Annotated in this window: 16 protein-coding genes, 5 tRNA genes and 1 other RNA gene; 17 read left to right on the top strand and 5 right to left on the bottom strand. The window is 65.9% G+C overall.

All coding sequences use genetic code 11. The features are described 5' to 3' along the window. The first annotated feature begins 34 nt into the window (after positions 1 to 34). The 7 genes from lon (at position 35) to ACFX4F_RS04995 (ending at position 5,657) form a co-directional block, all read left to right on the top strand. Positions 35 to 2,488, top strand: coding sequence for an endopeptidase La (gene lon / locus ACFX4F_RS05025; protein ID WP_099819178.1), 2,454 nt, complete (start codon positions 35 to 37; stop codon positions 2,486 to 2,488). A gap of 218 nt (positions 2,489 to 2,706) precedes the next feature. After that, positions 2,707 to 2,979 carry an HU family DNA-binding protein gene (locus ACFX4F_RS05020; RefSeq protein WP_004146343.1) on the top strand — a complete coding sequence of 91 codons (273 nt, stop codon included), beginning with the start codon at positions 2,707 to 2,709 and terminating at the stop codon, positions 2,977 to 2,979. Between the two features lie 11 nt (positions 2,980 to 2,990). Next, positions 2,991 to 3,065: transfer RNA gene (locus ACFX4F_RS05015), tRNA-Val, on the top strand. Positions 3,066 to 3,090: 25 nt separating this feature from the next. Further along, positions 3,091 to 3,167, top strand: a tRNA-Asp gene (locus ACFX4F_RS05010). A gap of 89 nt (positions 3,168 to 3,256) precedes the next feature. Further along, positions 3,257 to 3,333: transfer RNA gene (locus tag ACFX4F_RS05005), tRNA-Asp, on the top strand. Positions 3,334 to 3,440: 107 nt separating this feature from the next. Further along, a tRNA-Asp gene (locus ACFX4F_RS05000) sits at positions 3,441 to 3,517 on the top strand. A 184-nt stretch (positions 3,518 to 3,701) separates the two neighbouring features. Beyond that, positions 3,702 to 5,657: a peptidyl-prolyl cis-trans isomerase gene (locus ACFX4F_RS04995; RefSeq protein WP_380652855.1), complete on the top strand. Its 1,956-nt coding sequence runs from the start codon at positions 3,702 to 3,704 to the stop codon at positions 5,655 to 5,657. Positions 5,658 to 5,840: 183 nt separating this feature from the next. Here the strand turns inward: ACFX4F_RS04995 and ACFX4F_RS04990 are convergent, their stop codons facing one another. Both ACFX4F_RS04990 and gloB read right to left on the bottom strand, forming a co-directional pair. Beyond that, the gene (locus ACFX4F_RS04990) at positions 5,841 to 7,043 is read right to left on the bottom strand and encodes a transglycosylase SLT domain-containing protein (protein WP_380652852.1); all 1,203 of its coding nucleotides are present in this window, start codon (positions 7,041 to 7,043) and stop codon (positions 5,841 to 5,843) included. Then, positions 7,040 to 7,804: a hydroxyacylglutathione hydrolase gene (gene gloB / locus ACFX4F_RS04985; RefSeq protein WP_380652849.1), complete on the bottom strand. Its 765-nt coding sequence runs from the start codon at positions 7,802 to 7,804 to the stop codon at positions 7,040 to 7,042. The genes ACFX4F_RS04990 and gloB overlap by 4 nt, the downstream gene beginning before the upstream one ends. An 11-nt stretch (positions 7,805 to 7,815) precedes the next feature. Between gloB and ACFX4F_RS04980 the strand changes: the two genes are divergently transcribed. The 3 genes from ACFX4F_RS04980 to dnaQ are packed head-to-tail and all read left to right on the top strand — an operon-like array spanning position 7,816 to position 9,658. Then, positions 7,816 to 8,460: a hypothetical protein gene (locus ACFX4F_RS04980; protein ID WP_380652846.1), complete on the top strand. Its 645-nt coding sequence runs from the start codon at positions 7,816 to 7,818 to the stop codon at positions 8,458 to 8,460. Between the two features lie 12 nt (positions 8,461 to 8,472). Then, the gene (gene rnhA / locus ACFX4F_RS04975) at positions 8,473 to 8,925 is read left to right on the top strand and encodes a ribonuclease HI (protein WP_025878155.1); all 453 of its coding nucleotides are present in this window, start codon (positions 8,473 to 8,475) and stop codon (positions 8,923 to 8,925) included. A 4-nt stretch (positions 8,926 to 8,929) separates the two neighbouring features. Further along, positions 8,930 to 9,658, top strand: coding sequence for a DNA polymerase III subunit epsilon (gene dnaQ, locus ACFX4F_RS04970; RefSeq protein ID WP_025878156.1), 729 nt, complete (start codon positions 8,930 to 8,932; stop codon positions 9,656 to 9,658). Positions 9,659 to 9,928: 270 nt separating this feature from the next. On the opposite strand, the gene ACFX4F_RS04965 is transcribed toward dnaQ, so the two are convergent. Continuing rightward, a complete protein-coding gene (locus ACFX4F_RS04965; RefSeq protein WP_099819184.1) occupies positions 9,929 to 10,633 on the bottom strand; it encodes a PP2C family serine/threonine-protein phosphatase in 705 nt (234 codons plus the stop codon). A 168-nt stretch (positions 10,634 to 10,801) separates the two neighbouring features. On the opposite strand from ACFX4F_RS04965, the gene ACFX4F_RS04960 reads away from it, so the two are divergent. Together ACFX4F_RS04960 and ACFX4F_RS04955 are read left to right on the top strand one after the other, a co-directional pair. After that, a tRNA-Ser gene (locus ACFX4F_RS04960) sits at positions 10,802 to 10,892 on the top strand. 626 nt (positions 10,893 to 11,518) lie between these two features. Next, positions 11,519 to 11,923 (top strand): DUF6165 family protein, encoded by a 405-nt coding sequence (locus tag ACFX4F_RS04955; RefSeq protein ID WP_032977378.1) that lies wholly within the window; start codon positions 11,519 to 11,521, stop codon positions 11,921 to 11,923. A gap of 118 nt (positions 11,924 to 12,041) precedes the next feature. Here the strand turns inward: ACFX4F_RS04955 and ACFX4F_RS04950 are convergent, their stop codons facing one another. Further along, positions 12,042 to 13,088 (bottom strand): glycosyltransferase family 9 protein, encoded by a 1,047-nt coding sequence (locus tag ACFX4F_RS04950; protein ID WP_099819185.1) that lies wholly within the window; start codon positions 13,086 to 13,088, stop codon positions 12,042 to 12,044. A 20-nt stretch (positions 13,089 to 13,108) separates the two neighbouring features. Here ACFX4F_RS04950 and ACFX4F_RS04945 point away from each other — a divergent pair, with 20 nt between their 5' ends. From ACFX4F_RS04945 to ACFX4F_RS04935, 3 genes are read left to right on the top strand one after another with little or no spacing between them, the layout of a single operon-like run. Beyond that, positions 13,109 to 13,858, top strand: coding sequence for a 3-deoxy-D-manno-octulosonic acid kinase (locus tag ACFX4F_RS04945; protein WP_089239126.1), 750 nt, complete (start codon positions 13,109 to 13,111; stop codon positions 13,856 to 13,858). Continuing rightward, complete coding sequence (locus ACFX4F_RS04940) at positions 13,858 to 14,625, top strand: MBL fold metallo-hydrolase (RefSeq protein WP_380652840.1); 768 nt, start codon at positions 13,858 to 13,860, stop codon at positions 14,623 to 14,625. The genes ACFX4F_RS04945 and ACFX4F_RS04940 overlap by 1 nt, the downstream gene beginning before the upstream one ends. After that, positions 14,622 to 15,008, top strand: coding sequence for a DUF4440 domain-containing protein (locus ACFX4F_RS04935; protein WP_380652837.1), 387 nt, complete (start codon positions 14,622 to 14,624; stop codon positions 15,006 to 15,008). Before ACFX4F_RS04940 ends, ACFX4F_RS04935 begins: the two co-directional genes overlap by 4 nt. Positions 15,009 to 15,084: 76 nt before the next feature. Here ACFX4F_RS04935 and ffs read toward each other — a convergent pair. Next, an RNA gene (gene ffs / locus ACFX4F_RS04930) (signal recognition particle sRNA small type) lies at positions 15,085 to 15,181 on the bottom strand. A 299-nt stretch (positions 15,182 to 15,480) separates the two neighbouring features. Here ffs and sugE point away from each other — a divergent pair. Then, entirely contained in the window at positions 15,481 to 15,798 is a 318-nt protein-coding gene (gene sugE / locus ACFX4F_RS04925) for a quaternary ammonium compound efflux SMR transporter SugE (protein WP_099819189.1), read from the top strand. A 368-nt stretch (positions 15,799 to 16,166) separates the two neighbouring features. Beyond that, a complete protein-coding gene (locus ACFX4F_RS04920; protein WP_380652834.1) occupies positions 16,167 to 25,403 on the top strand; it encodes an autotransporter-associated beta strand repeat-containing protein in 9,237 nt (3,078 codons plus the stop codon). Positions 25,404 to 25,452 lie beyond the last annotated feature (49 nt).

The raw sequence follows: 25,452 nt of genomic DNA, 5'->3' as shown, positions 1-25,452 counted from the left end.
TCCGGAGACGGTTTTCCCCTTCCCTGGAGCCCCCATGGCCCGTTCCCCAAGTGAGACCCTCGACCTGCCGGTCCTGCCGCTGCGCGACGTAGTGGTATTCCCGCACATGGTCATCCCGCTGTTCGTCGGCCGCGACAAGTCCATGCATGCGCTGGAACAGGCAATGGAAGCGGACAAGCGCATCCTGCTGCTGGCGCAGAAGTCGGCCGAAACCGATGACCCGCAGGCCGCTGACCTCTACCAGGTCGGCACCCTGGCGCAGGTGCTGCAGCTGCTGAAGCTGCCCGACGGCACCATCAAGGTGCTGGTCGAAGGCCTGTCGCGCGTGCAGGTGACCAGCGTCAGCGAACGTGATGGCTCGCTGCACGGCCAGGCCGTCGAAATCGAGGCCACCGACGCACGCGAGCCGCGCGAGATCGAGGCCATCGCCCGCTCGCTGATGTCGCTGTTCGAGCAGTACGTCAAGACCAACCGCAAGCTGCCGCCGGAGCTGCTGCAGACCCTGGCCGGCATCGATGAGCCGACGCGCCTGGCCGACACCATCGCCGCGCACATCAGCGTGCGCTTGTCGGACAAGCAGCGCCTGCTGGAAACGCTGGCCGTGGGCGAACGCCTGGAGATGCTGGTCGGTCTGGTCGATGGCGAGATCGACGTGCAGCAGATGGAAAAGCGCATCCGCGGCCGCGTGAAGTCGCAGATGGAAAAGAGCCAGCGCGAGTACTACCTCAACGAACAGATGAAGGCCATCCAGAAGGAACTGGGTGACCTCGACGACGCGCCGGGCGAACTGGAAGAGCTGGCCCGCAAGATCGCCGAAGCGGGCATGCCCAAGCCGGTGGAAACCAAGGCGCGCAACGAGCTCAACAAGCTCAAGCAGATGTCGCCGATGTCCGCCGAAGCGGCGGTCGTGCGCAATTACCTGGAGTGGCTGCTGGGCGTGCCGTGGAAGAAGCGCAGCAAGGTGCGCAAGGACCTGAAGGCCGCGCAGGACACCCTCGATGCCGATCACTACGGCCTGGAGAAGGTCAAGGAACGCATCCTTGAATACCTGGCGGTGCAGTCGCGGGTGAAGCAGATGAAGGGCCCGATCCTGTGCCTGGTCGGGCCGCCGGGCGTGGGCAAGACCTCGCTGGGCCAGTCCATCGCCAAGGCCACCAACCGCAAGTTCGTGCGCATGTCGCTGGGCGGCGTGCGCGACGAAGCCGAGATCCGTGGCCACCGTCGTACCTATGTCGGTTCGATGCCGGGCCGCATCGTGCAGAACCTCAACAAGGTCGGCAGCAAGAACCCGCTGTTCGTGCTGGACGAGATCGACAAGATGTCGATGGACTTCCGCGGCGATCCGTCTTCGGCGCTGCTGGAAGTGCTCGACCCCGAGCAGAACAACGCGTTCAACGACCACTACCTGGAAGTGGACCTGGACCTGTCCGAAGTGATGTTCGTGGCGACCTCCAACTCGCTCAACATCCCGGGCCCGCTGCTGGACCGCATGGAAGTGATCCGCATCCCCGGTTACACCGAGGATGAGAAGCTCAACATCGCCACCCGTTACCTGGCTCCCAAGCAGATCAAGGCCAATGGCCTGAAGCCGGAAGAGCTGGAGATCGGCAGCGATGCGATCCAGGACATCGTGCGCTACTACACGCGCGAATCCGGCGTGCGCAACCTGGAACGCGAGATCGCCAAGATCTGCCGCAAGGTGGTGAAGGAGATCGCGCTGGGTGGGCCGCAGCCGGTGGCGAAGGCGAAGAAGGGCGCGCGCAAGTCCAAGGCGCTGGTGAGCGTGTCGAGCAAGAACCTGGACAAGTACCTGGGCGTGCGTCGCTTCGACTTCGGCCGTGCCGAAGAAGAGAACGAGATCGGCCTGGTCACGGGCCTGGCGTGGACCGAAGTCGGTGGCGATCTGCTGCAGATCGAATCGACGCTGGTACCGGGCAAGGGCCAGCTGATCCTGACCGGCCAGCTCGGCAACGTGATGAAGGAATCGGCGTCGGCGGCGTTGTCGGTGGTGCGTTCGCGTGCGGTCGGCTTCGGTATCGATCCGGAGTTCCTGCAGAAGCACGACGTGCATCTGCACGTACCCGATGGTGCGACGCCGAAGGACGGCCCCAGTGCCGGTGCGGCAATGGTCACCTCGCTGGTGTCGATGCTGACCAAGGTGGCCGTGCGCGCCGATGTGGCGATGACCGGCGAAATCACCCTGCGTGGTCGCGTCACCGCGATCGGCGGCCTGAAGGAGAAGTTGCTGGCGGCACTGCGCGGCGGAATCCGCACGGTGATCATCCCCGATGAGAACCGCAAGGATCTTGCCGACATTCCGGCCAACGTCACCCGCGATCTGGAGATCGTGCCGGTGAAGTACATCGAGGAAGTGCTTGATCTGGCGCTGGAACGTCCGCTGGCGCCGAAGAAGACGCGCAAGAGTGCGCAGCGCGTCACGGTGCGCAGCAAGGCCAAACCGAGTGGAAACGCCCGCGTCAAGCATTGATGCGTCCTGTCGAAATGCTTGAAACCCGCGTCGTTGCTGGCTTTCCAGCTTGCGTGGGGGTAGGGCCGCTGGTATAAAAGCAGCACTCGCGAATGAGTGATCGCAGTCAGCGCTCACTGAATTCGGCGAACCGTTTCCACATGGCAACCGCATGCAGACGTCGTGCGGTTGCTTCCCTGTCGAATACGCGGAACCCACCGCCAAAGGAGTTGTAAAGAATGAACAAGACCGAATTGATCGATGCCGTTGCTGAAGCTGCAGACCTGACCAAGGCCGAGTCCAGCCGCGCTGTCGATGCCGTCGTTGCTGCCGTCACCAAGGCGCTGAAGGACGGCGATGCGGTCACCCTGGTTGGCTTCGGTACCTTCCAGGTCCGCGACCGTGCTGCCCGCACCGGCCGCAACCCGAAGACCGGCGACACCATCAAGATCGCTGCTTCGAAGAATCCGTCGTTCAAGGCTGGTAAGGCCCTGAAGGATGCTGTAAACTAAGCGGCTCGCTGGGGTGCTTAGCTCAGCGGTAGAGCGTCTCCTTTACACGGAGAGGGTCGGGGGTTCGAAACCCTCAGCACCCACCACAGCACCGCGGTAAGTTTGAAATGTGGAGCGGTAGTTCAGCTGGTTAGAATGCTGGCCTGTCACGCCGGAGGTCGCGGGTTCGAGTCCCGTCCGCTCCGCCATTTTCAACGAGGCCCCCGGCCGAAAAGCTGGGGGCCTTGTTTTCTCTCCAACCACCCGGTTGCAGAGAAAACAAAGAGGTCTGCAATACGGAGCGGTAGTTCAGCTGGTTAGAATGCTGGCCTGTCACGCCGGAGGTCGCGGGTTCGAGTCCCGTCCGCTCCGCCATTGCAAAACTCTTAAATCCTCGTGAAAAAACTTTGAAAAAAGTGTTCAGCGGGGTAGGTTTTCAGGAAGTCTTCGGATATACTGAGCGCCTGCAAAGTTTCAAGCGCGGAGCGGTAGTTCAGCTGGTTAGAATGCTGGCCTGTCACGCCGGAGGTCGCGGGTTCGAGTCCCGTCCGCTCCGCCAACTCTAAGAGCCCTCGACGCAAGTCGGGGGCTTTTTCTTTGTGTCGTTTTCATCTTTTGATGGGCGCGATCGTGTCGATCGCCGGGGCAGGGGGGCGCCAGACCCCGCCGGCACTGCTTTTGGTCCACGCCGCGAAGCGGGTTACACTGCCGGGCTCGCCAATCAAGCCTTGTGATTCCTCACCATGCTGCAGAAACTCCGCGACAAGACCTCAGGCTGGATCGTTACCGTGATCCTGGGGCTGCTGATGATTCCGTTCCTGTTCGTCATCGACAACAGCTACCTCGGTGGCGTCGGCGCACAGAACGTCGCCAAGGTTTCGGCACCGCCGACCTGGTGGCGCTCGGCACCGTCCTGGTGGCCGGTGCGCATGATGTGGCAGCACCATGAGATCAGTGCGCAGGACTTCCGCACCCGTTTCGAGCAGGAACGCATGCGCGAACGCCAGCAGCAGGGCGAGAACTTCGACCCGCGCGCGTTCGAAAGCACCGAGAACAAGCTGGCCGTGCTTGACCAGTTGATCGACGAGCAGGTCGTGCGTCTGGTCGGTGAGCAGGCCGGTGTCGTTATTGGCGACGGCGCTGTGCGCGAATACATCACCGCCATTCCGGGCTTCCTGGGCGCCGATGGCAAGTTCAGCGAGAGCAATTACCGTCTGGCCCTGGCCGGTGGCAATCCGCCGCGCACGCCGACCCAGTTCCAGGAACTGGTGCGTGAGAGCCTGCAGCAGTCGGTGATCCCGTCGGGCCTGCAGAACTCCGGCTTTGTCACCCAGGCCGAGACCGAGCGTCTGTTGAAGCTGCTGGGCGAAACCCGCGATGTGGAACTGGCCGCGCTGCCGGAAGTTCCGGTTGATACCGCGCCGGTGACCGACGCGCAGATCAAGCAGTGGTACGACAGCCATGGCAAGGATTTCCGCCAGGCCGAATCGGTGTCGCTGGAATATGTCGAGCTCAATGGTGCGAACCTGCCGGCGCCGACCGCGGCCGACGAGGCGACCCTGCGCAAGCGCTATGAAGACGAGAAGGCCAAGTTCACCACGCCGGAACAGCGCCAGGCGGCGCATATCCTGATCACCGGCGACGGTGCTGAAGCCAAGGCCGCCAAGTTGGCTGTCGAAGCAAAGGCGGCAGGTGCCGACTTTGCCGCGCTGGCCAAGGCGAACTCGGAAGATCCCGGTTCCAAGGCGCAGGGCGGTGACCTGGGTTGGGTGGAACGCGGCGCGATGGTCAAGCCGTTTGAAGACGCACTGTTTGCCGCCAAGGCCGGTGAAGTGATCGGCCCGGTCAAGACCGACTTCGGCTTCCACATCATCAAGGTCGCTGCGGTTCGTGGTGGCGAGGGCAAGTCGTTCGAAGACGTGCGTGACACCTTGGCTGCCGAGCAGCTGAAGGCTGATGGCGAGCGCGGCTTCAACGATCTGGCCGGCCGCCTGGTCGACGCCATCAACAAGAGTCCGAGCGACCTGGCTGCAGCCGCCAAGGCGGTCGGCCTGTCGATGCAGACGCTGGGCCCGATCACGCGCACGACCGCCACCGGCATTGCCGCTGATCCGGCCGTGCTGCGTGCCGCCTTCTCAGACGTCCTGGTGCAGGACGGTACCGCCAGCGATCCGATCGCCCTGGGTGGCAGCAGCAACCACAGCGTGGTGATCCGTGTTGCCTCGCACACCCCGGAGCAGGCGCTGCCGCTGGACAAGGCGCGTGAGCAGGTGATCGCCGCGATCCGTGCCGACCGCCAGCGCCAGGCCGGTGACAAGGCCGCGGATGCCCTGCTGGCCAAGCTGAAGGCGGGCGCGACCCTGCAGTCGCTGGCCGCCAGCGAGAAGCTGCAGCTGAGCCCGATGCCGGGCCTGCCGCGCAGCCAGCCGGTGCCGACCCCGGAGATCAACCGCGCGATCTTCAGTGCGCCGCTGCCTGCCGAAGGCAAGCCGAGCTACGGCAAGGTCGACGTCAACGGTCATGCACTGGTCTTTGCAGTGAACAAGGTCAACCCGGGTGACATCAAGGAAGTGACCGCCGAGCAGCAGAAGCAGCTGAAGGACCAGCTGAGCCAGATCGACGGCATGGCTGCTGCCAAGGCTTACATCGACGCCATGCGCAAGCGCTTCCTGGTGCAGACCACCGAAGCGAACCTGTAAGCCTCTGACGAGCAGGAACGAAAAGGCCCGGCATTGCCGGGCCTTTTTTGTGCGAGAGCGCTGCTGGAGATTGAACTGTAGAGCCGAGCCTATGCTCGGCTTGTCATGAACCCCGACAGGTCGCAGGCAAGAAAAAGCCGAGCACAGGCTCGGCTCTACACGGGGAGGCGCTTGGCCTGTCCCTCAGTCTTCGACGCGCAGTACCGCGCCTGGCTTCAGCACGCTGCTGCCGCTCAAGCCATTCAGCGACAACAGCGCCTTCACCGGCATGCCGTAGCGGCGGGCGATGGTCCATGCCGATTCGCCGTTGCGCACGGTGTGGCGGCGGTTGCGCGGGCGATCAGCAGCCGACGCGACTACCTTGGCCACCTGCGGGCTCGGCGCAGCGCTGGCGGTGCTGGCCAGTGCGGTGGCCACGGCCGTGCTGGCGATGTCGGCAACGTCCGCGTTGGACGCCGAAACCGGGGCCAGTACGCGTGCGGTGCCCGCCGGGCGGTTGCCGGCAGCCAGTGCCGGATTCAAGCGGGCGATCTTCGCCGGGTCCAGGGCACGCTGGGCGGCCCACTGCTGGACGCTGGTGCCTGCCGGCAGGGTGTGGTCCTTCAGCACCGGGACAGTGCGGTCCAGCGAGGCCATCACGCCCGGCTGGTCTTCCACGTCTTCCAGCACGCAGGCCAGGGCATGCAGCTTCTCGACGTAGGCATGGGTGACCGGCGACAGCCCGGGCAGGCCGGCCGGCTTGGCGTTCTGCGCATTCATGCCGGCCTTGCGCATGGACTGCAGCACGCGGTACTCGCCGGCGTTGTAGGCCATGGTGGCCAGACGCCAGTCACCGCCGAACATGCCATGCAGGGTCTTCAGGTAGCGCACGGCGGCCTGGGTGGACTCCACTGCCGACAGCCGGCCGTCGTAGTTGTTGCTCATCGGCACGCGATGGTTGCGTGCGGTGGTGGCGATGAACTGCCACAGGCCGGTCGGGCCGCTGCCGTTGCGGGCATTGGGCCGGTAGCCGCTTTCGACGAAGGGAATCAGGGCGAATTCGGTCGGCAGGTTGGCTTTGCGCAGCTCTTCGACCACATAGCCGAACAGCACCAGCGCGTCATCATCCTGATTGGCCAGCCGCGAAGGGGCGTGGGCGAACTGCTTCTGCCAGCGCGGGCTGGTGGCCTCGGCGTCACAGGTCGGTTCGGCCAGGCCGTCGCGGAAGCTGGAGAAGATCTCCTGGCCGTTGCGTACCGATGCAGCCGGCAGCGTCGACGGATCCAGCGGCAGGGCCGAGGCGGCGGTCAGGTTCTGGCTGATGCCGGCGCCCAGCGATTGTGCGCCGGCAGTTCCGGCCAACCCCAGGACTAAACCCAGGGCCAGCGGCAGACTTCGGCGACTCATGCGCGGAAGCCGTCTTTCCAGTGCCGGAGACCGGCCATGACGTCGACGTCATCCACGACCTCGCGCCCCAGGTGCGCCGACACGGCCGCGCGGATGGGCGCCGTGTGGGTACGCAGGAACGGATTACAGGCAATTTCATCGGCCAGGGATACTGGCAGGGTGGAACGGTCATCGCGGCGCATGGCCAAAGCCTCCTCTTGGCGCTGCAACAAGGCAGCGTTGGCGGGGTCGACATGCCGCGCGAAGACGGCATTTGACACGGTGTACTCGTGAGCGCAACACAGCAGCAGTTGCGCGGGCAGGGCACCCAGCTTGCGCATCGATGCCAGCAGCTGGGACGGCGTACCTTCGAACAGGCGTCCACAGCCCAGGCTGAACAACGAATCTCCGCTGAAAAGCTGTTCAGCGGTGTGAAACGCGATGTGGCTGCGGGTGTGCCCGGGGACGGATAGTACGTGGAACATCCGGCCCAGTGCCTGAACACGTTCACCTTCGCCGACCCGCTCGGTGGCCATCGGGATGCGTTCTTCGACCGGTGCAACCACGCGCACGCCGGGGAAACGTGCCTGCAGCGCCGGTACCCCGTCGATATGGTCGTCGTGGTGATGGGTGAGCAGGATGGTGTCCACGCGCACGCCTTGGTCGGCCAGCGCCAGTACCGGCGCAGCGTCGCCGGGATCGACGACCACGGCAGCACCGTCGTCGGCGATCAGCATCCAGATGTAATTGTCCGCAAATGCGGGCAGGGCAGTCAGTCGCATAGAATTGGACCATGCCCGCGCTGCAGAGCACCCGTCAAGCGAGCCAGGCCCCGTGGTTCGACAGCGAACCGGCGGAGGCCTTGCGCGTGCTCGAACGGCAACTGCTGCTGCCACAACTGTCGCTGCTGCCGACCCGGCCCTGGTTGTGGATCGCCCCCAGCGCCGCTTGGCTGGCGGATGCGCAGCTGGGCGGGCGTGGCCTGCGCCTGCACCGGCAGGGCAATGGCTACGCTGGCGATACCCGCTGCGCGCTGCCGTTGCCGCTGCCCAACGAGAGCGTCAACGCCATCGTGCTGCAGCATGTGACCGTCGGTGATGCCGACCATCTGCTGGACGAATGCGAGCGCGTGTTGATGCCTGGCGGCCATCTGTGGCTGACCAGCCTCAATCCGTTCAGCCCGTTCCGCACGCGCTGGCGCCAGCACGGGCTGGTGGTGCGCACGCCGCAGCGGATCCGCCAGCTGCTCGAGCGCCATGGGTTGGAATGCGAGGACGTGCGTTACCTGGGGCCGATGTGGCAGGGTGCCGGCAGCCGCCGTCGCAGCGGCTGGGCCCCCCTGCGCGCGGCCTGCCTGTTCCACGCCGAAAAACGCACGCTGGCCCTGCCTGGGCCGACCCCGTTGCCCGTGCGCTGGCACGGCACCGTTGCTACCTGATCTGGAGTTGTATTGAAAACCATCGAAATCCACACCGACGGTTCCTGCCTCGGCAATCCCGGCCCCGGCGGCTGGGCGGCGCTGCTGCGCTACAAGGGGCACGAGCGCGAACTGAGCGGTGGTGAAGCGCATACCACCAACAATCGGATGGAGCTGATGGCGGCCATTTCCGGCCTGGAGTCGCTGACCGAGCCCTGCGAGATCGTTCTCTACACCGATTCGCAGTACGTACGGCAGGGCCTGACCCAGTGGCTGCCGGGATGGATCCGCAAGAACTGGAAGACCGCCGGCGGTGACCCGGTGAAGAACCGTGAACTGTGGGAGCGCCTGCAGGCCGCCACGCTGCGGCACCAGATCGACTGGCGCTGGGTGAAAGGCCACTCTGGCGATCCGGACAATGAGCGCGTGGATACCCTGGCCCGCAACGCCGCGATCCAGATCCGCGACGGCAGCCCGGTAAACTGAGCCCATGCGTCAGATCATCCTTGATACCGAAACCACCGGCCTGGAGTGGAAGAAGGGCAACCGCGTCGTCGAAATTGGCTGCGTCGAGTTGTTCAAGCGCCGCCCGACCGGCAACACCTATCACCAGTACCTGAAGCCCGACTGCGAATTCGAACAGGGCGCGCAGGAAGTCACCGGCCTGACCCTGGAGTTCCTGGCCGACAAGCCGGAGTTCGCGCAGGTCGTGGAGGAGTTCCTGGCCTTCATCGATGGCGCCGAGCTGATCATCCACAACGCCGCGTTCGATCTGGGCTTCCTCGACAATGAGTTGTCCCTGCTCGGCGAGCAGTACGGCAAGATCACCGATCGCTGCACGGTGATCGATACCCTGGCGCTGGCGCGCGAGCGTTTCCCGGGCCAACGCAACTCGCTCGATGCGCTGTGCAAGCGGCTGGGCGTGGACAACTCGCACCGCGCCCTGCATGGCGGTCTGCTGGATGCGCAGATCCTCGGCGATGTGTACATCGCACTGACCTCGGGCCAGGAGGAAATCGGCTTCGGGCTGGGCGATGATGATGCCGGTGGCGCTGCGGCGTTGCAGGCGTTCGATGCATCCAAGCTGCTGCCGCGCCCGCGCGTGGTGGCCACGCCGTCGGAACAGGAAGCGCATGCGGCGCGCCTGGAGCGGCTGCGCAAGAAGGCCGGCCACGCATTGTGGGACGGCCCGAAGGTGGAAGAAGCTGCGAGCGCGTAAGCGACCGCGGCAGCCACGCATGGCGTGGTGATACGGATGAAATGCAGCCACGCATGGCGTGGCTCTACGGTAGATCCACGCCATGCGTGGATGCCGTTGCTCAGTGGCAGCGCACCAGGATCACGGTGATGTTGTCCGATGACGCGCCAGCGCAATCGCGCTGCCGCCCCACAATTTGCGCTGCAAATCGTGGGCCCCGTCTCACCAGCATCCATACCCCCGCCGCTTCGCGGCCGCCCCCTGACTCAGGGGGCTTCTCTGCAGCCGGCTTCAGTGGCAGCGCACAAGGATCACGGTGATGTTGTCCGAGCCGCCGCCGTCGAGGGCGGTGGCGACCAGGCTGTCCACGCATTCCTGCGCGCTGGCATCGTCGAAGGCGAGGGTGCGGGCGATGCCGCGGTCATCCACTTCCTCGGTCAGGCCATCACTGCACAGCAGCAACTGCATGCCCGGTCGCAGCTCGCCGCTGGTGGTCGCCACGTTCAGGTGTGCCGGGTCGGTGACGCCCAGTGCCTGGGTGACCACGTTGCGGTGGGGGTGGGCGCGCGCCTGCTCGGCGGTCAGGTTGCCCTGCGCGACCAGTTCCTGCACCACGCTGTGATCCTGGCTGAGCTGGGCAAGCTGGCCGTCGCGCCACAGGTAGGCGCGGCTGTCACCAACCCAGGCCACTTCGTAGCGGTTGCCCTGCACCCGTGCAGCGACCACGGTGGTGCCCATCGGCAGGCTGTCGTTGCGCCGGCGCGAGGCGCGGATGATCTCTTCGTCGGCCGTGCGGATCGCCTGCGCCAACGGCGCGCCACGGCGGATCTCGCGGACGATGGTCTCGCGCGCCAGTGCGCTGGCCACCTCGCCGCAGGCGTGCCCGCCCATGCCGTCGGCCACCAGCCACAGGGCCAGCTCGCCGTCACCGTAATAGGTGTCCTCGTTGAGCTCGCGGCGCAGGCCGGGGTGGGTGAGATGTCCGAATTCGATCATGGTGGGTGCTGGGAGCGGGGTAATGCCGGGGAGAACGGCATCATCACGGCCAAGCGGACATCCGGCAAGCCATGCAGTCAGGAAAATTTCACTTCATTGGGCACAATGACTTGTCGTCAGCCGCGCTTCCTCGTATGATGCGCGTCCCCGGTTCGCCGGGGAACATCTGGAGAGGTGGCAGAGCGGTTGAATGTACCTGACTCGAAATCAGGCAGGCGTTTATAGCGCCTCGGGGGTTCGAATCCCCCCCTCTCCGCCAGATAAAGAAAAAAGCCGTCCCATGGGGCGGCTTTTTTCATGGCCCGCGTTCGAGCAGTGCACGCGCATGCAGCAACGATCTGCGCCGACCCTGCGGGGGGAGGAGAAGCCCCGACGGGGTTCGACGGTTCTGCAGGAGCAGAACCGGACAGCCGCAGGCTGGCCCTGGAGCGCGCAGCGCGCAAGGGCGGGGTGCATGGATGCACCCCGCAATCCCCCCCTCTCCGCCAGATTAGAAAAGAAGGGCTGCCGAAAGGCAGCCCTTCTTTTCTAATCTGGCTGGGGACGCGATGCGCGCTTTGCGCGCTTCGCCCCATACGTTGCTGCGCAACGAATGGGCCCCTCCCTTTGCCGGCCTCTCCCCGCCCCTGTCGGGGCAGCCCCTCAACAGAGGGGCTTGTTCCTCCAGGTGGATCTGCATCAACGGATGCGGTGGGCAAGTGGGATCATCTGGCGCTGGGATGCGACGATGCTGCGCGCTTCGCCCCAAGCGTTGCGATGCAACGTTCGGGCCCCTCCCTTTGCCGGCCTCTCCCCGCGGATGCTCCAGTAGATCCACGCCATGCGTGGATGCCGTTCGCATGCGGCGGGTTACCATGTATCCCATCACCTGCTGGAGCTCTCTCGATGACCGCTGAAATCCTCGTCCCCGTTTCATTCGGCGAGCTGTTGGACAAGATCTCGATCCTGCAGATCAAGTCCGAGCGCATCAGTGACGAAGGCAAGCTGGCCAACGTACGCAAGGAGCTGTCCGCGCTGGAAACCACGTGGATGGCGCACCCGGCGGCCGTGAAAGACATCGCCAAGCTGCGCGCCGAGCTGAAGGCGGTCAACGAGCAGCTGTGGGAGATCGAGGACGACATCCGCCTGAAGGACAAGGCGCAGGCCTTCGATCAAGGGTTCATCGACCTGGCGCGCAGCGTGTACCTGCGCAACGATGAGCGCGCGCGGATCAAGAAGGCGATCAACCTGGCGCTGGGCTCGGCCTATGTGGAAGAGAAGTCCTACCAGGACTACACGCAGCGCGCGTAATCCCGGGCAGCCCGATGCAATGGATCCACGCCATGCGTGGATGGTGCCACCGGGCTGCGGGACGGTGCGGACCAGGGGCCGCACATACCCGACACCGCTCAGCCGCTTGGCCCGTCGCTCACCCCAGGTGGTCGGCCACGTAGCGCTCGAACGCGGCAATGCCGTCCTCGACGGTGATCAGTTCCATCACGTCGTCGAATTCGATCTTGGTGCCCCACTTGAGGTCGGCTGCCTGCTTGCCCAGGTACTTGCGCGCTGCGTCGTCGTAGCGGTCCGCGCAGTAGCGGCGGTCCGAGTACGGGCCGCTGCGGTTCGGGTTGCTGGCCGCATGCAGGCCCAGCACTTTGGTGCCCATCGCATTGGCGATATGCATCGGGCCCGAGTCCGGCGTCATCACCAGGTTGGCGCGGGCCAGCAATGCCGGCAACTGCTTGAGCGTGTCCTTGCCGACCAGGTCCAGCGCCGGAACATCCAGCTGGGCCAGGATGGCGTCGGCCATGCTGCGCTCCAGTTCGCTGCGACCACCGCACAGCACGATCCGCCAGCCGCGCGTGACGGCATGGTTGGCGACCTCGGCATAGCGGTCGGCGTACCAGTTGCGGCGCACGTGGCTGGAGCAGGGCGAGATCATCAGCACCGGGCGGCCATCGTCCTGCCATTGCGCGGCGGCCCAGTCATAGGCCGCCTGCGGCACGGCCAGGTCCCAGCTGACATCGGTCTGGCGCAGGCCCAGCGGCTCGCAGAAGCTGCCGATGGCATCGAGCACATGGATGCCCGGGCGATCAGCGATGCGCTCGTTGATGAAGAGGCCGTGCAGGTCCTTGGAGCGGCTGCGGTCATAACCGATGCGGCGCTCGGCGGGAATGAAGGCGGACAGCACGTTGGCGCGGAACGCCACCTGCATCTGCAGCAGCGCCTCGAAACGCCCGGGCGGCAGCTGCTTGCGCAGTTCCTTCACCCCGGCCATGCCGGTCTTCTTGTCGTAGGCGTGGAAGGTGACGCCCGGCAGGCCATCAAGCAGCTTCTGCCCGACCTTGTCGATGATCCAGTGGATCGGCGTATCCGGGCGCGCGGCCTGCAGGGTGCGCACCAGCGGCACTACGTGGGTCACATCGCCCAGAGCGGACAGGCGCAGAAGACACAAGGAGGAGGACGCTGATGCCATGTGTTGTTAGACTCAAAGGAATGGTCGCATTCGACGCCAATGAAGCGCTGACGCCATGCCGCGAGGGTCGCGGCATCGGGGCCATTCTGTTCGACCGCGAGCGGCTGCGGCAAGCCGACATCGGTCTGTTCTCGCCACAGCACTGGGCCGGCAAGGCCCGGCCGGTGGGTGAGGGTGGCCGCGGCAGTGCCTGGTTCGTGGATGCGCCGTTCGGTCCCAGCGTGCTGCGGCACTACCTGCGCGGAGGGCTGGCGGCCCGGATCAGCCACGACCAGTACATCTGGCGGGGGGCGGACCGGACCCGCAGTTTTGCCGAATTCCGGCTGATGCGCGCGCTGCGCGAGAAGAAACTGCCGGTGCCCAGGCCGATTGCCGCCTTCTACATGCGTGAAGGCCTGCGCTACCGCGCCGCGATCCTGATGGAACGGATCGAAGGGGTGCGCTCGCTGGCCGACCGCGCGCTGGTGGCCGGGCGCGGTGCGCCGTGGGAGGAAACCGGGCGGATGATCGCGCGCTTCCACCGTGCCGGGCTGGACCATGCCGATCTCAATGCGCACAACATCCTGTTCGACGGCAACGGCCATGGCTGGCTGATCGACTTCGATCGCGGGGTGATCCGCATTCCGGCCACCGCCTGGCGCGAGCGCAATCTCAAGCGCCTGCTGCGTTCGCTGATCAAACTGCGCGGCGAGCGCAGTGTGGAAGACGTGGAAAAAGACTACGCGCGCCTGCGTCGCGCCTATGACATGGCCTGGAACCGGGGCACCTGATGGACTGGTCGTTGCGTTTCCTCGGCGTCGGCAATGCGTCGGCGGTCGAGCTGGGTTCGCCGATGTCGGTGATCGAGCGTGATGGCCGGCCCTGGCTGACCATCGACTGTGGTGGTGAAGGCCTGACTGCCTTCAAGGCGCACTACGGGCATATGCCGCAGGCGCTGTTCGTCACCCATGTACACCTGGACCACGTGGCGGGTTTCGAGCGGTTGTTCGTGGACACCTTCTTCAGCGCGCAGCGGCGCGGCAAGGTGCGCCTGTACGTGCCGGCCACGGTGGTGCCGCTGCTGCACAAGCGCATCGGCGATTACCCGAACGTGCTGGCCGAGGGCGGCGCCAACTTCTGGGATGCCTTCCAGCTGATCGTGGTGGGCGATGCGTTCTGGCATGAGGGCGTGCGCCTGGAGGTGTTCCCGGTGCGCCACCACTGGCCGGAGACGGCCTATGGCCTGCGGCTGCAGGGCGCGCTGACCTGGAGCGGCGATACCCGGCCGATTCCGGAAATGCTGGCGCGCTTTGCCAATGACAATGAGCTGATCGCCCACGATTGCGGGTTGCATGGCAATCCTTCGCACACCGGCGTGGATGACCTGGAGCGCGAGTACAGCGCCGAGCTGCAGGCACGGATGATGCTGTACCACTACGCCAGCGTGGCCGATGGCCAGGCCCTGTCCGCGCGTGGGCACCGGGTGGCACAGCCGGGCCAGTGCGTTGTGCTGGCCCCGCCGACCGCCCCGCACGTTCTGTCGCAGGATCCGCCGTGAGCAGTGCTGGCCGCGCCGCAACGCCGGCGCTGGCTGCCGAGCTGGAGGGGCTGGAACGCGCACTGCACTCCCCGCAGGTGCGCGCAGATCATCAGCGTCTGGCGGCATTGCTGGATGAGGATTTCAGCGAGATCGGCAGCTCCGGCCAGTGCTACGGCCGTGAGGCGCTGGAAGAGATCCCGCTGGAGCGTGCGCAGGTGCTGATCGAGTCGGACCAGTACGCCGTGTGGATGCTGGCAGCGGGCCTGGCCCAGGCGCGTTACCGCAGTCGCTATCACGTCGATGGCCAACCACAGCGCTGGGTGCTGCGCAGCTCGCTGTGGCGTCTGCATGCAACAGGCTGGCGGATGGCGTTCCATCAGGGCACGCCCGAGGCACGGTAGCGCCGGGCCATGCCGCGAAGGGCGGCAACCAGGGTTGGCATCCATCAGGGGCGGGGTATCGCCTGAAAAGGCGGTGGCCCCGCCGGCTGACCTCGGCGCCCGCGTCGATCGATACCGTTGCTGCCTTCCGGCCCTGGCGGAGTTTTCGACCTAGCGTCGCGAGGGGCCGACGGGGCCACCATAGAGACGTTGGCCGCCCGGAGGCGGCCGATTCACGGATCAGGGGAAGCAGCGCATCGAGCGCCGGAGACCACAGCCGGACTGCGCATCAGTTGACCGATGGCAGACGCGCATTCTAGCGCAGGGATGGGTGCTGACGCCAGCTTCACGCGCTGAATCCGATGTAACCCGTTGGTCGCGGCATCGGCCCGGGGCTGCCGCCGTTGCTAGAATCCGGCCGCAGGAGGAACGACCTCCCCCACATCGGGATTCAATGACCAGGACGGCCTGGCCCTACCATCGGAGGGCTGTCATGGCCTGGATCTATCTGTTGTTTGCCGGCCTGCTGGAAATCGTCTGGGCCGTGTCGATGAAGCAGTCTGAAGGCTTCACCAAACTCACCCCCAGCATCATCACCATCATCGGCATGATCGCCAGCTTCTGGCTGCTGGCCGTCGCCATGCGCAGCCTGCCGCTGGGCACCGCCTATACGATCTGGACCGGCATCGGCGCGGTCGGTGCCTTCGTGGTCGGCATCGTATTCCTGGGCGAGCAGGTCAGCCCGATGCGGATTGGCGCAGCGGTATTGATCGTCGCCGGCCTGGTGCTGATGAAACTCTCCAGCAGCTGAGGCCGGTAACGGGTACGACGGGAATAGGGATATTCCCGTTTTGCCAAAACAAGAGAATATGCATTTTCGGCAAAGTCGTGACGACTGCAGTGATTATTTGACGGCCATCATGAAAATAGCGTGCCGGATTCACGTGGTGCTGGCGGTGGCGGTCGCACAGTGCGGCCATTCGTCAAGCGAAATCGGGGAGTTTTCGTGATGACGGACGTGCAGGGGCACGCCGTTCCTGCCGCGCTCTGACGTGAACGTGTGATTGTTTTCCAAGGTTGATACCGCAGGTCTTGTTCCCGGTGTGGAGCAGGGCGGGACGACATCACCTCAAAAAAACCTGCCTGCTGTGCCACCGGTCATTTCATGGAGATTTACCGATGAACCGCATTTACCGTCTGGTTTTCAATCGTGCTCTTGGCGTGATGCAGGTGGCTTCGGAGGTCGCCCAGAATCCAGGTGGAAATGAGGGTGCCACGGTGCGGGTGCCGCGATTGAGAATGCATCAGCTGGCCGTTGCATTGGCTGCCACGCTGGCCAGTGGTTCGGCGTTCGCGGCGTGCTCCACGCCGGGCCCGGCAATTACCTGCACCGGGACCACCAACAATTTCGTGGACGCCACCAATGGTGTGCAGGTAACCGTAGCAGCCGGAGCGAATGTCGGGAGCACCGCTGGCCTGGGCAACTCGATGACGTTGAGCGGTAACGGCATCCAGCTCACCAACAACGGCACGATCGGTACCAATGTCGGTATTTTTGCCGCCTCCGGTGCGGTGCTCGGCAACGCGAGTGGCCAGACGATTACCGTCGACAACACCGCTACCGGCACGCTGCAGGGCTTCATCGATATCGGTTCACTACTGGGCGCGAGCGGTCGCGCGCTGTCTGTGCAGAATGGCGCAAGCGGTGTCACCACGATCAACAACGCCGGCACCGTCAACATGAATTTCCTGCTGGGCGGGCTTGGTACGGCCGATGCGCCGGCCATTGTCAGCTACGGCGGCGCGCAGACGGTTCTGCGCAATACCGGGGGAATTACCGGGCGTGTCGGATTGGCTGGATCAGCGGCAGGCAATTCAGTCACCAACAGTGGCACGATCACCGGCAGCGTCCACCTCGGCGATTCGACGCTGGGAAATACTTTTACTGCCGTTTCCGGATCCAGTGTGGCGACCGGCGCCGGGGCCTCGGCGGGAATTGATGTGCTGGGCGGCATCTCGGTCTCGCTGGCGGCAGCCGGTACGGTCAACGCCGGTGTGGGCGCCGGGGCAGCCAGCAACACATTGGTGTTGCAGAACGATGCCGCCGGCCCGGGATCCGGTACCGGGGGAGCAGTGACCACGCTGGGCTGGAACCAGTACCTCAACTTCCAGAAGCTGACCGTCAACAGTGGCACCTGGAACCTGCAAGGTGCCTGGGCCGGAACCGGCACCACGCTCAACGATGGCCTGGTCAATTTCAACAACGCGGCGTCATTCGGTACCGGCATCTTCAACGTGAATGGCGGTGCCATCGCAGCATCGACGGCCGGGCTCACGCTTGCAAATCCCTTCGCGCTCAACACGGGCAGGCTGACGCTGGGCGGCACCAACGCCTTTGGTTTGAGTGGGGTGCTTACCGGTGCCGGCGGCCTTACCGTCAGCAACACCGGCGTGGTCACGCTGGGCGGCGCCAATCTGTTCTCCGGTGGCGTCAACCTCAACGCCGGTGGCTTGCTGCTTGGCAATGCCGGTGCACTTGGCGGCGGCAGCCTGACGGTAGGCGGCAGCGCATCGCTGGATACCAGCGGGGCCTTCAACCTCGCCAACAACATCGTCGTCAACAGCGGGGGCAACCTCAATCTGCTCGGCAGCAATGCGGTCACCCTCAATGGTTCACTGTCGGGTGCGGGCAACCTGATCAAGAGCGGTGCGGGCACGCTGACCCTGGGCGGCGCGAATTTGCTGACCGGTGGTTTCTCGATCACCGGGGGGGCGCTGGCGCTCGGTGCGGGTGGCAGTCTGTCGCCCACCGGTGCGTTGACGCTGGCCACCGGTACGACGCTGGACCTCACCGCTGCAGCCAACCAGACCGTGGGATCGCTGGCCGGGCTCGGCGGCACGGTCAACTTGGACACCCGCACATTGACCCTCGGCGGGCTCGGCAATACCAGCTTCGCCGGCAACTTCACCGGCACCACCGGCGGCTTGATCAAGGTGGGTACCGGCATACAGACCCTGTTGGGCAGCAACGCGCTTACCGGCGGCGTGGCCCTCAACGGCGGCGGGCTGCTGCTGGGCAACAGCAACGCGCTGGGTACAGGTACGTTGAGCGTCGGTGCTCAGGTCACCCTCGATGGCACAACGGCGCTTTCGCTGGGCAACAACGTCTCGCTTGGCACCGGGGGTTCGCTGGCGCTGCAGGGCGGGCAGCCGTTGGTGTTCAACGGTGTGATTTCCGGCAACGGCAGCCTGGTCAAGAACGGCGCCGCACTGCTGACGTTGAATGGCGCCAATACATTCGGTGGCGGTGTCGTCGTCAATGGCGGCAACCTGCTGCTGGGCAACAACACGGCACTGGGTACCGGCCTGCTGGACATCAACAATGCCGCCACGCTGGATGCAAGCGCGGCGTTGAACGTGGGCAACAACATCAATCTTGCCGCGGGTGGCTCGCTCAACGTGCTGGGTGGCCAGCCGCTGACGCTGGGAGGTGCCCTGGGTGGCAACGGCGGCCTGATAAAGAGCGGCACTTCGACGCTGACGCTGACCGGCGCCAATACCTTCACCGGCGGCTTGAACGTTGCCGCCGGCACGGTGGCGCTGGGCAGTGGCGGCAGCCTGGCCGCGACCGGCGCGGTCAGCCTGTCCGGTGCTGGCGCGGCGTTGGATCTTTCCCTAGCTGGCAACCAGACCATCGGCGCACTGTCCGGCGTGGCAGGTACCACCGTGGCATTGGGCGCCAACACGCTCAGCTTTGGTAGTGCGACCGACCAGACGTTCGCCGGTGTGATCAGTGGCGTTGGCGGCGGCCTGGTAAAGAACGGCAGCGGCGTACAGACATTGACCGGTGCAAACACCTTCACCGGCGGCGTCGCGCTCAATGCCGGCGGTCTGTTGCTGGGCAACAGCGGTGCGCTGGGAACCGGTGCGCTGAGCATCAACGGTGCCGCGACGCTGGAGGGAACCACCGCGCTAAATCTGGGCAACGCGGTCAATCTTGGTGCCGCGCTGACACTGGGCGGCAGCAACAACATCACCCTGACCGGCGACATCTCCGGTGTCGGCAGCCTGACCAAGAACGGTGCCTCGCAGCTGACCTTGAACGGTACCAACGGGTTCAGTGGTGGCTTGAATCTCAATGCGGGCAGCGTGCTGCTGGGCAACAGTGCAGCGGCCGGCACCGGCGCGCTGAACATCGGCGGCAACGTGTCGCTGGACGGATCGACCGCACTGAACCTGACCAACAACGTTGCATTGGCTACCGGTGCGATCCTTACGCTCCCCGGCAGCCAGAACGTCACCCTGGGCGGCGTGGTGTCCGGCGACGGTGGCCTGGTGAAGAACGGCGCCACGGTGTTGACGCTCAATGGTGCCAATACCTTCGGTGGCGGCCTGAGCCTGGCCGGCGGCGGCCTGCTGCTGGGCAACAGTGGAGCGCTTGGAACCGGCGCGCTGAACGTTGCTGCGAACGCCAGCCTGGACGGCAGCGTTGCGCTTGATCTGACCAATGCGGTCAACCTTGGCGCAGGCTCGGCACTGACGCTGATCGGCAGCAACGCACTGACGCTCGGTGGTGTGGTGTCCGGTACCGGCGGTCTGGTCAAGAACGGCGCCGGTGCACTGACGCTCAACAGCGCCAATACCTTCAGCGGTGGACTGGCGCTCAATGCGGGCAGCCTGACGCTGGGCAATGCAGGGGCGCTGGGTACCGGCTCGCTGAGTGTGGGGGGCAATGCATCGTTGGACGCTGGTGCCGCGCTCGCCCTCGGCAACAACATCGGGTTGGCATCGGGCGCCACGCTGGCGATACAGGGCAGCAACGCGCTGACCCTGGCGGGGCTGCTGTCCGGCGCCGGCGCGCTGACCAAGAACGGAACGGCCACGCTTACTCTGAGCGGTGCCAATACCTATACCGGCGGCACTCTGGTCAATGCGGGCACGCTGGCACTGGGGGCGGGGGGCAGTCTTGCCGCGGGCGGCAACGTGACGCTCGGCGGCCTCGGCGCAGGTCTGGATATCTCCGGTGCCGGTGGCAACCAGGCCATCGGTGCGCTCGCGGGCGTGACCGGCAGCAGCCTTTCGCTGGGCGGAAATTCTCTGACCTTCGGTACGGCAGCCAATGCGGTGTTCGACGGCGTGATCAGCGGAGGCGGGGGGCTGGTCAAGGTGGGCGCAGGCGTGCAGACCCTGTCCGCTGCCAACACCTTCGGCGGCGGCGTCAGCCTCAATGCCGGTGGCCTGGTGCTCGGCAATGACGCGGCGCTGGGCAGCGGTGTGCTGACCGTGGGCGGTGCGGCGACGCTCGACACCAGCCTGGCAGCGACGCTGGTCAACAACATCACGCTCAACGCCGGCTTGACGGTGCTGGGCAGCAATGCGCTGACGCTCAACGGGGTGATCTCCGGCACCGGCGGCCTGACCAAGAACGGCGCTGCCACGCTCACCTTGAACGGCGTGAACACCTATACCGGCGGCACCAACGTCAATGCCGGCACGCTCGCGCTGGGCGCAGGTGCAAGCCTGGCCGCCAGCGGCATCGTCAACCTGGCCACCGGCGCCATCCTGGATCTCTCTGCGGGCAGTGGTGCCCAGACCTTCGGCACCCTGACCGGCAATGGCACGGTCAACCTGGGGGCGAACTCGATCACCGTCGGCGGACCGACCAACGGTGTCTTCAGCGGCTCCATCGCCGGCACCGGTGGCCTGATCAAGGAGGGGACCGGCACTGAAACGCTGACCGGTACCAACACCTTCACCGGTGGCACGCTGATCAATGCGGGCACGCTGGCGATCGGTGCCGGCGGCAGCCTGGCGGCAACAGGCGCGGTTACGCTGTCCGCACCGGGCACCGGCTTCGATATCTCGGCCGCGGGCAACCAGGCGATCGGCGCGCTCAACGGCGTCGCCGGCAGCGCCGTGGCGCTGGGTAGCAACACGCTGACCTTTGGCGGCACCGACAACGGCACCTTTGATGGTGTGATCGGTGGTACCGGCGGGCTGGTCAAGAACGGCACGGGCATCCAGACGCTGGGCGCTGCCAACCTCTTCGGTGGTGGGGTTGCACTCAACGGTGGCGGCCTGGTGGTCGGCAACAATGCCGCGCTGGGTACCGGCGCGCTGACCGTGGGCGCCAACGCGTCGTTGGACAGCAGCATCGCCGCGACTCTCGGCAACGATATCGGCCTGCTGGCTGGTGCGACGCTCAATCTGCTCGGCAGCAATGCATTGACGTTGGGCGGGGCAGTCACCGGCGACGGTGGCCTGATCAAGAACGGCGCGGCAACGGTGACCCTGACCGGCAGCAACACCTTCACCGGCGGTACGGTCATCAACAGCGGCACGCTGGCGATCGGCGCGGGCGGAAGCCTGTCGCCGACCGGTGCGGTGAACCTGGCCGGTACTGGCACGTTCGACATCTCCGCCGGTGGCAACCAGGGCATCGGTTCGCTGGCGGGCGTGGCCGGCAGCACGGTGTCGCTGGGCGGCAACAACCTGACTCTGGGAGGCACCACCGACGCGACGTTCAACGGCGCCCTGACCGGCAGCGGTGGGCTGGTCAAGAATGGCAGCGGCGTGCAGACGCTCAACGGTGCCAGCACCTTCGGTGGCGGCGTCACCCTCAATGCCGGCGGCCTGGTGGTGGGCAACAACACGGCGCTGGGTACGGGCACGCTGACGGTCGGCGGCGCTTCCACGCTTGATTCCAGCAGCGCGGTGACCTTGGCCAACAACATGGTGCTCAACGCTGGCCTGACCGTACTGGGCAGCAACGATCTCACGCTCAACGGCAACCTGTCGGGCACCGGCAGCCTGACCAAGGACGGCGTGGCTACCCTCACCTTGAACGGCACCAATACCTACACCGGCGGGACCAACATCAATGCGGGCACGCTCGCTCTGGGGGCCGGTGCCAGCCTCAGTGCAGGTGGCATCGTCAATCTCGCCACCGGTGCCACCTTCGATCTTTCAGCGGGCAGTGGCACGCAGGTGTTCGGCACGCTGATCGGCAACGGTACGGTCAACCTCGGTGCGAACACGTTGACCATCGGTGATTCCACCAACGGCGTGTTCAGTGGTTCGATCGGCGGCACCGGTGGCCTGATCAAGGCAGGCACGGGTACCGAGACATTGACCGGCACCAACACCTTCACTGGCGGCACCACCATCAACGCCGGCACGCTGGCGATCGGTGCCGGTGGCAGCCTGGCCGCAACCGGCGCGTTGAACCTGGCCAACGCCGGTACCGGTTTTGACATCTCCAGCGGTGGCAACCAGGCCATCGGTACGCTGTCCGGCGTTGCCGGCAGCACGATCAGCCTTGGCGGCAACACGCTGACCACCAACGCAGCGGGCAACAGCACGTTTGCCGGCGACATCAGCGGTACCGGTGGACTGGTCAAGAACGGTGCGGGCGTGCTCGGCCTGACCGGCAGCAACACCTTCGGTGGGGGAGTGGCGCTCAATGCCGGTGGTCTGTCGCTGGGCAGCAATGGTGCCTTGGGTACCGGCGCGCTGACCGTGGGCGGCGATGCCACGTTGGACGGCACTGTGCCGCTGACCCTGGGCAACAACGTGCAGCTGGCAAGCGGCACGCTGACCCTGCTGGGCGGCACGCCGCTGACGCTGGACGGCGACATCGCCGGCGCCGGCAACCTGCTGAAGGATGGCGCAGCGACGGTGACCCTGGGTGGTGCCAGCAGCTACACCGGTACCACGACGATCAACAGCGGCACCCTGGTGGTCGCGGCCGGTGGCAGCCTGTCCTCGGCCAGCACGGTGAATCTGGCCGGCGCCGGAACGCTGGACATCAGTGCGGCCGGCAACCAGAGCATCGGTGGCCTGGCCGGTGTTGCCAGCGGCAACGTGGTGCTGGGCGGTTCCACCCTGACCACCGGCGGCAGCAATGCCAACACGACCTTCGGCGGCACCATCGGTGGAAGCGGTGGGCTGGTGCAGACCGGCAGCGGCACGTTGACCCTGACCGGCAACAACACCTACACCGGTGGCACCACCATCAACGGGGGCAGCACGCTGCAGATCGGCAATGGCGGCGCGACCGGTGCAATCGTCGGCGACGTGACCAACAACGGCGCGCTGGTGGTCAACCTGTCGGCCAACACGACACTCGGTGGGACTGTCAGCGGCAGCGGTGGCCTGACCCAGGCCGGCAGCGGCACGCTGACCCTGACCGGCAACAACACCTATACCGGCGGCACCACCATCAACAGCGGTGGCACCCTGCAGGTGGGCAATGGTGGCGCCACGGGGGCGATCATCGGCGACGTCGGCAACAACGGCAGCCTGGTGTTCAACGTCGGTGGCAACACCACGCTGGGTGGTGTGGTCAGTGGCAGCGGCGGACTGACCCAGGCCGGTGCCGGCACGCTGACCTTGACCGGCAACAACACCTACACCGGCGGTACCACCATCAACACCGGCGCTACGCTGCAGGTCGGCAATGGCGGTGCCAGCGGTGCGATCGCCGGCAACGTCAGCAACAACGGCAGCCTGGTGTTCAATGTCGGCGGCAACACCACGCTTGGCGGCGTGGTCAGTGGCAGCGGCGGGTTGACCCAGGCCGGCAGCGGCACGCTGACCCTGACCGGCAACAACACCTATACCGGCGGCACCACGATCAACGCTGGCGGTACCGTGCAGATCGGCAACGGCGGCGCCAGCGGCGCGATCACCGGCAACATCACCAACAATGGTGGCCTGGTGGTCAACACCGGCGGCACCACGACACTGGGTGGCAGCATCAGTGGCACTGGCAGCATCGTGCAGGCCGGCCCGGGCCCGCTCAACCTGGGCGGCAACAGTGGCGGATTCACCGGTACTGGCCAAGTCACCGGCGGTGGCCTGAATGTCACCGGCACCATCGGTGGCCAATGGACCATCGGCAGCGGCACCACGTTGTCGGGTACCGGCACCATCGGCGGCAGCGCTGGCGGCGTCACCGTAAGCAGCGGCGGTGTGCTGTCGCCGGGCAACGGCCCGGGCAATGGCAGCAGTGGCGGCAACGGTGCGGGCACGATCACCGTGGGTGGCAACCTGACCCTGGCACCGGGCAGCACGCTGTCGGTCGACCTGGGCGCTACCGGCAGCGACGTGGTGCAGGTGGGTGGCAGCGCGAACATCGGCGGTGCATCGGTGGTGGTCAATGCCATCAACCCGAACACCAGCTACCAGCAAGGCCAGCAGTACACGATCATCAACGCAGGCGGCGGTGTCAGCGGGCAGTTCGTGCCGCCCACCACCACCTCGGCCTTCCTCTCGCTGAGCCCGGTGTATACACCGAATGCCGCGCAGCTGAAGATCGATGTGAAGCAGACAGCGGCCTTCGTCACGGCGGCGCAGACCCGCAACCAGCTGGGCGTGGCATCGGCGCTGGACAGCCTGCCGCAGACCGGCGCGGCGCTGGGCCTGTACAACACGCTGCTGGCCTACGACACCGCCACCGCGCGCAACGCGTTCAACCAGCTCTCCGGTGAAGTGCATGCGGCCAGCCGTGCAGTGCTGCTGTACGACAACTACCTGGAAGAGGGCATCCGCCAGCGTCTGGGCAGCGAGCTGCCGACGGTGCGGGGCGAGCGTGCTTCGGCATGGCTGGCCGGTAGCGGCAAGGTGTTCAAGCAGGACGGCGATGGCAACGGTGACGAGATCCGTGCCAACCGCAATGCACTGATGGCCGGCGTCGACTGGAAGCTCGGCGAGCATGTGGTGCTGGGTGCGGCGGCGGGCAGCGAGCGGCTGGATACGCGGCTGTACGATCGCCAGTCGCGTGCACGCCTGCGCGGCAATACCTATGGGCTGTATGCGCAGGGCGAGTGGAACAACGGGTTTGCGGTCGGTGGCAGCGTGTCGCGCGGCGATTACCGCACGCGCACCACGCGTGAAGTGCCGCTGCTGGCACAGACCCTGCACAGCCGCCAGGACTCGGATGTCACCATCGCCCAGATCGAAGGCAGCTGGACCTGGACCCATGGCCGGACGCAGCTGCAGCCGTACGTGCAGTTCACCAAGCACTGGGTGGACAGCGATCGGGCGGTGGAGCAGGGCGGTAGCGCGGCGCTGGTACTGGAGGGCGGCAAGGACACGCTCAATGTCAGCACCGTCGGCGTTCGCGGCCGCTGGGATGTGGGCAGCGGCGATCGCTATCCGGCACAGCTGACGGTCGGGCTGGGCTGGCAGCACGCGTCCGGTGACACCGACGTAGCCAGCCGGCAGAGCTTCGCCGTCGGTGGCAATGCGTTCGACGCCTACAGTGCCGTGATGGCGCGCAATGCGCTGGTCAGCCAGGTCGGCGTAGCCGTGGGCCTGGGACGCAGCAGCCAGTTGTCGCTGTTCGTGCAGGGCCAGCATGGCGACGGTCGCAACGATGTTGGTGGCCAGTTGAACCTGCGCGTCGGCTTCTGAGCTGACGCATGCCAACGGTAGATCCACGCCCTGCGTGGATCCGTCGGGA

Source organism: Stenotrophomonas sp. YIM B13575, from assembly GCF_042787595.1.
Taxonomy (GTDB): domain Bacteria; phylum Pseudomonadota; class Gammaproteobacteria; order Xanthomonadales; family Xanthomonadaceae; genus Stenotrophomonas; species Stenotrophomonas lactitubi_B.
This window is presented reverse-complemented; position numbering and strand designations above follow the sequence as displayed.